Source organism: Planctobacterium sp. R6, assembly GCF_055755215.1.
Genome location: NZ_JBVTQY010000069.1, coordinates 1 through 11,023, shown reverse-complemented (window position 1 = coordinate 11,023; position 11,023 = coordinate 1). Strand labels below are relative to the sequence as shown.

Genomic DNA, 11,023 nt, shown 5'->3' with positions numbered 1-11,023 from the left:
AATCCACCAAAACCCCGAATGAACAGCAAAACGGATTAAAGCGTTATATCAAATTTGTTTGAGACAAATTAAGATGGATGTCTTGGGAAGAAGATGGATGTCTTGGGAAGAAGAAACAAAAAACCCTCCGCGTTGGGAGGGTTGCAGGAATTATCCACAATGAGCTAATGGATAATCTACTACTCAGTGTCTGTTTTGCTGTTGGTTGTCTTCTTTGTCGTTGTACGACGAGCAGCCGGCTTTGCTGCAGTCTTTGAAGACGTAGCTCTGGCAGTAGTCGCTCTGGGTTTACGCGTTGTAGTTCGCTTTGCAGCAGGCTTAGATGTAGGTGCAGCTGCGCCCTGAGTGTCACTCGCTGGCTTCGTAGCTACTTTTTTTGCCTGTTCGGTTTTAACCGATAGCGTCGCTACGATCTCAGTCAAAGCATCAACCTTCGCGGCCAAACGTACAATCTTGTCCTGTTTACTTTCCTTGTTTAGACCCAACTTTTCACGCAATTCGAGTATTTTCTCGTCTTGCTGAAAACCAGTCTGCAATTTAGTTTTAATATCACCTTCGATTGTCGCACCTTTGGCAAGCACGCCATTCACCAGGGAATTTGTTCCTTCGAACAACTCGTCCATTTTTTTAACTGCGTATTCTTTACCAACTAAACACGCCCCCAAACCCGCTAACCAAAACTGACGGCCAGCCTTTTCTACGTTCTTAACAGTACTCATGAAACACTCCCGTCTTTTTTGGGTAAGCAAAACAGATCTGGCGGAGACACTGTCTCCGCCAGGAGATTTAATTACTTAGCAGACAGCTTAGCAACTACGTCAGTCAAAGCATCAATTTTGGCAGACAATTCAGCAATCTTGTCTTCGTCAGACTGCTTGTCTAAACCCAACTTTTTGCGAACTTCAGCAACACGAGCTTCGATGTTAGCTTTTTCTTTGAACTTACCTTTAGCTTCGGTTTCTAAAGCTTCGCCTTTGTTTACCAGGTCTTCGAATACTTTAGTTGCTTCGGTATTCATTTTTTCAAAGTTGCTTTGAACTTCGTCCAGGCTCTTACCGTAAGCACCCAGACCCGCTAACCAGATCTTGCGCGCAAATTCTTCAGCATCGTTTACTTTTGATTTAATGTTTTCAAGTTTAGTCATTTGTTGAATCCTCAGTTTGTGGTTGATTCGTTATTTGATGTTGCACAGTTTAAGGACATATTTTAGAAATCGCATACTAAACCCCTGAAGATCCCTGAAGACACCCTAACTATTTGTTTTAATTAAATTTTCAAAGAGAATACGCGAAAAAGTATAGAGGCAAAAAAGAGGATTTAGAAAGGTTTGCCTAAAACTCAATGCGAGTTTTAGGCATTATAGCAACTAGTCGACTAAACCAGCGGGCAAATCATTGCGAACTTCAGCCCACAACTTGCCGCTATCAATACCGTATTGACGCACTACTGCCGGAACACCTTCAAAGTCGGCATTTTTAGCCAATTCCAGAAGTTGTGAATAGTAATTAAGCGCGATCTCTCTGGCCTTTGGTCTGTCAAAGTAAAAGCCACCTATGCGGGAGTATAAACCTTTAAACCCATTCATCATAAGAACATACACTTTATTATCAGACGCTAACGCCAGGTCATGGGTTAACTGATAATCCAGAATAGCGAAAGACTTGCCATCACCAGCCATAATCTCTTCAGACCGGCGCAAATGAGGTTCAAGCAACGCCACAACCTTGTCACTGGCATTCTTAATCGCAGCGCGGATAAAGAGGTTGGTTACATTGGTTCTTGCCGCCAACAAATCATCCACCAATTTGGGGATGCCATCTTCATTAAGCCTTGCAAGTGCCTCCAATATGTTGAGTCCACAGGTTTCCCAAAAATCATTGACGCGTGTAGGTTTGCCGTGCTGAATCGTCAACCAACCGTCTCTGGCAAGACGTTGTAATACTTCTCTTAAGGTTGTGCGGGTTACGCCAATTAACTCTGATAATTCTCTCTCGGCCGGCAAGATTGTGCCGGGTGGAAAACGTCCACTCCATATTGATTCAACAATGTATTCTTCTGCGAACCCTGCCGGGCTTTGCGCTTTGTAAATCATTCAGCTCGCTCACTAATTATTATTATGGCGTTTATTACCAACCGGTTATCAGTTAACCGACCAAACCATGAATTAAATAATGTTGCTCATTTTAGATTCATTTGAACCGGAAGGCGTTGTTTTCCCTGGCGCCTGATACAGGTTATACCAGTTAATATGCTAAAGCTAACAATGAATGCACAGCGAATCAACAAGCAATTTAAGTAAACCACCCAAAACCCCCATATTTCGCAGTGATTAGCGCTGCCCTGTAGAAAATTTGTGCGCTTTTCACCGGGTTATAGAGAAAGCGAAAATTCACACTTTTTGTTTAAAAACCAGCTAATTAAACATTAAACTGGGTGCTCAGAGGTTTTATCGCTTGCAATTTTGCGTGGCAACCTCTAAAACAGGTATCAACTTTTTAGTATGAAAAAAGGAACGGTTTCAATGCCCCAAAATCTGCTTCAGTCTCTGTACCAAAACTTCCTGGGTAACGCCCCGGACTGGTATAAAAAGGCCATTATTGCGTTTCTCGTTATCAATCCCTTTCTGTTTAGTATGAATCCATACATTGCTGGATGGGCACTGGTATTACAATTTATTTTTACTTTAGCGATGGCATTAAAATGCTATCCATTGCAACCCGGCGGCCTGTTGTTGCTGGAAGCCTTAGCCATAGGAATGACATCGCCTGACATGATGCGCCATGAAATCATTCTCAACATCGAGGTGGTATTACTTTTGGTGTTTATGGTGGCAGGCATATACTTTATGAAAGACCTGCTATTGCACGTCTTCACTAAATTACTCATTAATCTGGAAAGTAAAGTCGCACTTTCAATGGCATTTTGTGCCTCTTCTGCGATTTTATCAGCCTTCCTCGATGCGCTAACCGTTGTCGCTGTAATCATTGCAGTGGCCACCGGGTTTTATTCTATATACCACAAAGTCGCGTCTGGGAAATCCTTTCACCATGATCATGACCACACAGATGACGACGGACTGCATCATCCAACCCGTGATGATTTAGAAGACTTCAGAGCATTTTTACGCAACCTGATGATGCACGCCGCAGTTGGTACTGCTCTGGGTGGCGTTATGACCATGGTGGGTGAGCCACAAAACTTGATCATTGCTCAGCAAGCGAGCTGGGGCTTCCTGGAATTCTTTATCCGCATGAGCCCGATCACTATCCCGGTGTTTATTTTTGGTCTGTTAACCACCGCAATTCTGGAAAAAACGAAAGTATTTAGCTACGGTGCACAGTTGTCACCTGCGGTCCGGGAAATCCTGGTCAGTTACAGTACTCACCTGGATGAACAACGTACAGATAAAGACCGGGCGAAACTGTTTATCCAATCTATTATCGCAGTGTGGCTAGTCATCGGTCTGGGTATGCACCTGGCAGCAGTAGGTCTGATTGGTTTGTCCATTATCGTGCTTGCTACCGCTTTTTGTGGTGTTATCGAAGAACACGCTATTGGTCATGCCTTTGAAGAAGCGCTGCCATTTACTGCCCTGCTTTGTGTGTTTTTCGGGATTGTGGCGGTCATTATCGACCAAAAACTTTTTATCCCGGTTATTCAGTGGGTTTTAACCTTCGAAGGGAAAACTCAACTTCTGGTGTTTTATATGGCTAACGGGGTTCTCTCCATGGTCAGTGACAACGTATTCGTCGGTTCGGTATATATAACCGAAGTGGGCAACGCTCTTAAAGCAGGTGAAATTACCCGTGACCAATACGACATGCTGGCAGTGGCAATCAACACCGGTACCAACTTACCCAGTGTTGCGACGCCTAACGGCCAGGCCGCCTTCCTGTTCCTGCTAACATCAGCGCTGGCACCACTGCTGCGCCTTTCCTATGGTAAGATGGTGTATATGGCGTTGCCTTACACTGTTGTGTTAACGATTGTTGGCCTGTTAGCGGTTTACTTTAATTTGTACGATATGACCGACTGGTTTTATGAAATGGGGTGGATTAGTCATCACTCTGCTGAATTAGGTGAAGTGTCCGGACATTAGCACCAGTACATAATTTATTACTAAAAGCACCTTTTAACAGGTGCTTTTTTTTTACGTAGCCCCTTATAATACCGCAAAAAATAATGAGAAATGACCGTGCTGGAACTACTGAGCAAATTCCCCGATGAAAAAAGTGCCTGGGGTGCGTTATGGCTAAGCGCCCTGGGGTTTGAAATTACCGCGCTATTTTTTCAATATTCTATGGGATTAGCCCCCTGTATAATGTGCATCTATCAACGCACCGCGATGTTGGGTATTCTTATCGCAGGTTTGGTGCCGTTCATTTACAACCATTTCGCCACCCGGCTGTTTGGATTTATGCTTTGGGGGTTGTCGGCAATTTGGGGATTACTAATCGCCATAGAGCATGTTGATATTCAGATGGACCCTAACCCCTTTTTCGCCTCCTGTGAGATTGTCCCTAACTTCCCAACGTTTTTGCCCCTGCACGAGTTGCTGCCCGCGTTTTTTGCAGCCACCGGAGATTGTGGCAATATCGACTGGCAGTTCCTGCATTTTTCCATGCCGCAGTGGATGATAATCCTGTTTGGTTTGTACAGTCTGATGTTAATCGCGATGTTGATCCCACGCCTTATTGTGCAAAAGCGCTTTTAGTATGTATATTCCAAAACCGTTTAACGTAGAGCTATCGCAAAGCCTGAATTTTATTCGGGCATATCCCTTTGCCAGCATAACAACCACTGAGCCATTGCAAGCCACCCACGTGCCGTTAACCCTGATAGAAAACCAGAATGATACACTGCTGCTAGAGGGGCATGTCGCCCGGGCCAACCCTCACTACAAATGCTTTGATGGTCGTGAAGCTCTATGCATTTTTACCGGACCACACGCCTATATTTCCGGACTCGATTACGAAAAAGGCCCGGCTGTGCCCACCTGGAATTACACAACAGTGCATGTAACAGGCACAATCGCCCGACTACCGGAAGAGCAAAACCGACTGGTGGCATTGCGTATGCTAAGTCATTACGAACCTGACCATACAGAACACCATTCAGTGTATAATGACGCCTATATCGATAGGCTCAGCAAGGCCATTGTGAGCTTTCATATTTCAGTGAGTAACCTGCAGGGTAAGTTTAAGCTTGGGCAACATCGCAGTGAAGCAGATCAAATTAAAACACGGGAAAGATTAGCCGCCAGTGACCACTATGAAGATAAGGCGCTGGCGCAATTCATCTCACAACATCAAAATTGATAGAGTAAACGCCCGTACCACAACCCACCGTTAATACCCATAGGGGACGTTGAGGGATATAACGCCCCGGCTCTGCCCGACCAGGGATTGCTGTCAGGACGATTATCCAGCAAATTATTCGCTCCAGCCACCAACGACCAGGAGGGTGAAAACTGATAACCAAACTCAATATCCACTGTGACTTCAGAGCCAGCATAAATGTCAAACCCCGAGGAGGCATCAAGATGGTCTTCGTAGTAACCCGAGTAATAATTAAAACGCAGTAAGGTGTTAAAATCATCCCAGGTCTGGCTGATAGCCAGTGAGGCTCTGTGCCTGGGAATATTCTGCTCTATCATGCGAATGCGCTGCTCGGTCAGGTTGGCTTGCGTCACCAGATCGCCATTAATATCTGCTCTGGTATATAAAGATACGCGCTCCACATCCGTTTGGGTCCAGTTGTAGTTAAATGAAAACTGCGTCTGAACCCCTTCAATATCGGTGACATAATTCATGACCCAATCGACGCCACGCGTTTGGGTATCAAAATCATTGGTAAAAAACTTGATGGAAGAAAAACGATCAGCGTCCTCAATGCCCTGACTGACCAACGCCGCCAAATCCTCATTGGTCAGCGCAATACCAGATGTGGTGCTGATGCGTTCTTTCAGGTTGATCTGAAAATAGTCCAGGGTAATGAAAAACTGTTTCGCAAATTGTCCCACCAAACCAAAACTCACGTTAACTGACTCTTCAGGCTCAAGCGGGGTAGCTCCTACCTGCTGGCTGATGGGGTGTGTTGGCGGTAAGGTCGCCTGGTCCTGCAGTTGATTATTGTAAAATGCTGTCGTGACATTAATCACATTGCTTTGTCCCACTGTGGGGGCTTTAAAGCCGCTGTTTATTGAACCGCGCAATCCAAATGAACTATCCAGTTGTGCCAAAAATGACAACTTCCCGTCAAGGGTATTTCCAAAGTCAGTATAATCTTCATAGCGCACTGCCGTATTGATCAGCAAATTTTCATTGAGCCAGGACTCGAGTTCCAGATAAGCGGCCCAGTTTCCGCGAGACCAGCTGCCCTGAGATTCCGGACGATAGCCAGGAAATCCATTGGAGCCAATAGTTAACCCGGTAGCTTGTCGTGTCTCGGCGGTCAATGCATAAGGTCCGGTCACCCATGAAGCATAATCCCCGGCAACCTGACGGTAAGTTTCCCGACGCCATTCTAACCCCGTGGCAAGGTTGAGTTCATCAAACCAACCCACAACAAGGGATTTCTTTAGATCGAGGTTAACACTCCTTTCGATTTGTCTGGCCCCTCCCGGATTAAATGAGGTCGGAGAGTCGGGTCCCAGTGATGGGTTAACCGACTGACTGAGAAAATAATCCACTGACGAATAACCCAGTGCCGCACTCATATCGTATTCCCAACCACCTGACAAAGTTCCTGTGAAACCGGCAGCCCAAAACCCATCTTCCACAATGCCCCCAAACTGAGGAGTAAATCCCGCCGGGAACATTTCGTTGAACGCAAAACAATTCGGATCATCGAACACCTGCTGATACTCAGGTGTTAAGTGCAGTACCGTATCCCCCTGATAGGTCAGTTGCGGACAAGCCATACCATCATCCGGGGTTAAATCTAATACGATCCAGCGGTAGGCAGAAGGCGTTAAAAACTCGTTATTCGTGCCATCAGTAACGTCACCATCATCAAAAATAGGAATCGCATTGACACCCGAACGGGTCTGCGGATTTCTGTAAAAAAAACCGCCTTCTATCTTCCGTTTAGCAATATTCGCAAAGCTGTAAAATTGATTTTCAGCATCGAGCTCAATACCCAAATTAGCCATTGCCTTAACGTCGTAATAAGTTTTCGGTGTGCCCCAAATTTGCGCGGGATCAGCTACTGGCAAACCGTTTTCAGCCAAAAAACCGGCGTCTTGCCTTTGTGTGCTTCGACTTGTGGGTTCTTTGTGAACTGACTCGGCACTTAAGTTTAAAAACCCATTTTCCCCCACAGAAAAGCCTCGACTGGCCAGTAATTGCAGTGCCTGGCCATCTCCTTCGTAATATTGCGCAACACGACTTTCAAACATGCCTCCTTCGCTGTCATCCTTAAGAGTGAAGTTCAAAACCCCGGCAATGGCATCTGAGCCATACTGTGCGGATGCTCCGTCCCGCAATACACCAACCTGTTTAATGCCGGATATGGGGATTGCAGCAATGTCAGGCCCTTGCGCGCCATCCGACAAGCCGCCTCCCAGAAACGTGATAACAGCAGAACGATGGCGGCGTTTGCCATTAATCAATACCAGAGTGTGATCAGAAGCCATGCCCCGCAGATTTGCCGGACGGATAAGTGTTGAGGCATCATTGATTGGCTGATCATTGACGTTGAAAGACGGGATCAACTTAGACAACATTGACAACATATCGGTATTGCCCTGACGGCGCATATCAGCGGCAGATATCACATCCAGAGGCACAGACGATTCAATTGCATTACGCGGGCTGGTGCGCGTACCTACGATGGCGATTTTTTCAATGTAGGTTTCCTGCAACTCAACTTTGTAACTGGAGCGCTCGGTTTCAAGTTCGCTGTTTAACACGGGTCTGGCGGTTGCGTACCTGGCCGGCACATGTCTGATTGGCCGTACACTGAGTTGCCCGTGAACATCGGTCACCGGATATAACCCGGTGCCTTCAAGGAGCTTCACTATGCCCAGCTCGATGGTGTATTCACCTACTAACGCATTGGTGCGCTCTTGCTCAGCAAGCTCATACGGAAAGAGTAATGTGGTGTTAGCTTGTAATGCGAATTCAGTTAACGCTTCATGTGCGGGTAATGCAGGAATGTTAAATAAAATCTTATCTTCTGCCCCTGCGGCAGCGGATATTACAATCGTTAAGAGGAACCACAGCGAGTAAAGTACCGCTCTTATCCGGGCGAAAGCCGCTATGAAGCCTGACACAATAGCTCCCGATACTTCATAACAGTTTTTATTTGCGTTCCCGGATACTGGCAATTTTAATTATTTTTTTCGTTTTTATGGCTGGCACATTACCAAAAAAACTTAGAAAACGCTTGCTAATTAATGCGATTGCGCCGCATTTAAATAGATAACATCCCCCACAACCTCATGCTCAATCGCAAAGTTGTTTTGCAGTGCGTGTAACAAGCCTTCCGTGTCTCCCACTTTAAAGTAACCTGCTACGCGCCGGGCTTTTATCACTTCGTCCTTAAGTACAAATTGTTTCGCAGTATAGCGATTCATTTCGGCAATGGCATATTCCAGACTTTCGCCCTGAAAGACCAGCATGCCCTGTTGCCAGGACAGGTTGCGCTGAACCTGATCCAGCGACAATCTGATCATAGGTTCAGAGAAAAACCCGTCGAATACCGCAGTATCACCAGACACCATGATGGTACCCAGTGCGCTAAAATCATCTGTTTTTAGTTTGTGAATATCATCCGGCATTGACTGATTGATTTCAGAAACCAATACCTTGCCTTCCGTTACCAACAACTCAAACCGTTTGTTTTCCAACAATTGAACATTAAACGCCGTACCAATAGCCGTTACTTTGTTTTGCCCCGCAGCAACCACAAAAGGCCGGTTCGCATCGGGTGCAACTTCAAAGTGAGCCTCTCCGGAGAGTATTTTAATGCTGCGCACTTTATCTCCCAGGTTTACTTCCACCGCACTGTTAGTATTCAGCGCTATTAATGAGCCATCTCCAAGAGCAATCGTTTTTTGTTCACCTACTGAGGTTTCATGTACCTTGCTTTGCGCCTGTACTTGCTGTGGAATATCGGACTGGGGTTGCCACTGCATCCACATAAACATAATTGAGCATAGCAATGCAAAGCTGGCAGCGGTAGCCATAAAGGGCCGACTCAAGAATACCCGACTCTGTTGGGCGTCAGCATTCGATTTTTCAGCTAAGGGAAACAGTCCACTGAGCTCATGCATAACACTGAGATCATCCCACAGAGCCGCCATTTCAAACAGAGAACTCTGATGATTATCACTTTGTTTAATCCAAAGCTGCAACTGATTGCGCTCCCGATCTTCTAAACCTCGATCTATCCGGCTAATCCATTCACAGGCCTGTTCCTGGATTTGCTCTTTAGAAATAAGTGGGGTCACTTTATTCATAACTTATTTACCACGTCCGAACAGGCTGGAAAGATTGTTTTTGGGGTCACTTCGCTTTCCTTTTTCAGACTTCTCATCTTTAAGGCCACTGCCCGTGGCCTGGTTAGTTTTCAAATAATTCGCACACTGATGTAAACCTTTGGCAACGTGCTTTTCCACGGTACTTTCACTGATCTGCAAATAATCAGCAATTTCCCTTTGACTCAATTCATAGACCTTTTTCAATAAAAACACGCGTTTTACTTCTGGCGATAAATGGTCAGTAGCGCGACAAAAATGCAAAAAACGCTCTTTGCTTTCCACCTGCCGTTCCAGTTGCATGCCGGCGAAAATAGCATCCTGCTCGTCCAACTCTTCCATGGAAAAGTTGTGCTTTTCAGAAGCCTTAGAGACGTGATTGAGCGCAAGGTTCCGTGCAGTTTTCAGCATATAGGTTTTTTCAAACTGAATTTCCTGCTTCAATTCTGCTTCATAGCTACGCAGCCAGGTTTCCTGGACAATGTCATCCACTTCATCAGAACTTACAATCCCACTTACCGCTCGCTTTAATTGGGAGCGATACTTGAGAAATACGTCAGTTATGTTTGAGGGTTTGGCCATATCTTTAAATGTATCTTGCAACCTATTGCTATAACTCAAAACGCATTGTCATAGCAATAAACTGAAAATGGTTATCAATAAAATGGGGGCACAGGCCCCCATTCATTTCAGTGTCAGGGAGGACACTATATTAGAAATTGTATAAGGCTCTCAAGTAGTAAAAACCACCGTTGATACCAATGGGCGAAGTAACTGGGTATTGTGCACCTGCCACTTCAGTATCCCACGCCAGGTTTTCATCTGGATACTCGTCAAACGCATTCTTGGCACCAAGAATCAGTGTCAGTGAATCGTTTACTGTATAACCCAACTCCAAATCAACGGTCACTTCAGAACCGATGTTGTCGATAGGTAGGCCAGAATCAAGGTGGTCTTCAAAGATGCTACCGAAATAGTTCAGGCGGCCCATCACTCTCCAGTCACCGTTAGTATGATTTGCTGTCAGGCTATAACGCACTGCTGGCAAGTTATCTTCTAACATGTGAATACGATCAGCTGAAATGTTAACAGTTTCATCGTCACCAATGTTATCGATTTCACTTGGGCTTACTTCTCTCACACCACCGGTGGCCAGGTTGAACGCTTTCACCGAGTCAACTTCAGTTTTCGTCCAGTTGTAGGCCAAAGAAAATACTGTGTCACCACCCAGCATTTCCATGGTGTAGTTAGCCACTAAATCCACACCCTGAGTGGTAGTGGTAAAGTCATTCGTAAAGAAGCTAACCTCACTGAAGCTACTGGCGTCAGTTACACCGGCAGCAAGCAGAGCGGCAATATCAGCATCAGATAACTGCAAACCGGAAGTTGTACTTAGACGGTCTTCCAGTTCAATGTTGTAGTAATCCATTGTCACGAACAAACCGTTGTCCAGTTGACCAACAACACCGGCGTTTTTCAAGGTAGTTGTCGCCTAAGCCGTTAAGCTGCTTCTTTTTTGCTCTCCGGATTAAGTTCCACAAC

The 11,023-nt window shown here is 45.6% G+C and carries 9 protein-coding genes and 1 pseudogene; 3 read left to right on the top strand and 7 right to left on the bottom strand.

All coding sequences use genetic code 11. The features are described 5' to 3' along the window. Positions 1-179: 179 nt before the first annotated feature. The 3 genes from AC0J20_RS22550 to fadR all read right to left on the bottom strand — a co-directional run bounded on the left by AC0J20_RS22550 (position 180) and on the right by fadR (position 2,092). Positions 180-719, bottom strand: coding sequence for a hypothetical protein (locus AC0J20_RS22550; RefSeq protein WP_473023465.1), 540 nt, complete (start codon positions 717-719; stop codon positions 180-182). A gap of 71 nt (positions 720-790) precedes the next feature. Next, entirely contained in the window at positions 791-1,144 is a 354-nt protein-coding gene (locus AC0J20_RS22545; protein WP_229530645.1) for a phasin family protein, read from the bottom strand. A 222-nt stretch (positions 1,145-1,366) separates the two neighbouring features. Further along, positions 1,367-2,092: a fatty acid metabolism transcriptional regulator FadR gene (gene fadR, locus AC0J20_RS22540; protein WP_229530644.1), complete on the bottom strand. Its 726-nt coding sequence runs from the start codon at positions 2,090-2,092 to the stop codon at positions 1,367-1,369. Positions 2,093-2,521: 429 nt separating this feature from the next. Between fadR and nhaB the strand changes: the two genes are divergently transcribed. The 3 genes from nhaB (at position 2,522) to AC0J20_RS22525 (ending at position 5,318) form a co-directional block, all read left to right on the top strand. Next, positions 2,522-4,099, top strand: coding sequence for a sodium/proton antiporter NhaB (gene nhaB / locus AC0J20_RS22535; protein ID WP_473023464.1), 1,578 nt, complete (start codon positions 2,522-2,524; stop codon positions 4,097-4,099). A 99-nt stretch (positions 4,100-4,198) separates the two neighbouring features. Continuing rightward, positions 4,199-4,714 carry a disulfide bond formation protein DsbB gene (gene dsbB, locus AC0J20_RS22530; RefSeq protein WP_473023466.1) on the top strand — a complete coding sequence of 172 codons (516 nt, stop codon included), beginning with the start codon at positions 4,199-4,201 and terminating at the stop codon, positions 4,712-4,714. 1 nt (position 4,715) lies between these two features. Then, positions 4,716-5,318 (top strand): FMN-binding negative transcriptional regulator, encoded by a 603-nt coding sequence (locus tag AC0J20_RS22525; protein ID WP_473023463.1) that lies wholly within the window; start codon positions 4,716-4,718, stop codon positions 5,316-5,318. On the opposite strand, the gene AC0J20_RS22520 is transcribed toward AC0J20_RS22525, so the two are convergent. The 4 genes and pseudogenes from AC0J20_RS22520 to AC0J20_RS22505 form a co-directional block, all read right to left on the bottom strand. Further along, a complete protein-coding gene (locus tag AC0J20_RS22520) occupies positions 5,309-8,275 on the bottom strand; it encodes a TonB-dependent receptor plug domain-containing protein (protein ID WP_473023462.1) in 2,967 nt (988 codons plus the stop codon). The genes AC0J20_RS22525 and AC0J20_RS22520 overlap by 10 nt on opposite strands. A 120-nt stretch (positions 8,276-8,395) precedes the next feature. After that, a complete protein-coding gene (locus tag AC0J20_RS22515; protein ID WP_473023461.1) occupies positions 8,396-9,463 on the bottom strand; it encodes a FecR family protein in 1,068 nt (355 codons plus the stop codon). Between the two features lie 3 nt (positions 9,464-9,466). Further along, complete coding sequence (locus tag AC0J20_RS22510) at positions 9,467-10,063, bottom strand: RNA polymerase sigma factor (protein ID WP_473023460.1); 597 nt, start codon at positions 10,061-10,063, stop codon at positions 9,467-9,469. A gap of 130 nt (positions 10,064-10,193) precedes the next feature. Continuing rightward, a pseudogene (locus tag AC0J20_RS22505) lies at positions 10,194-10,949 on the bottom strand (TonB-dependent receptor domain-containing protein); the annotation flags it as partial. Positions 10,950-11,023 lie beyond the last annotated feature (74 nt).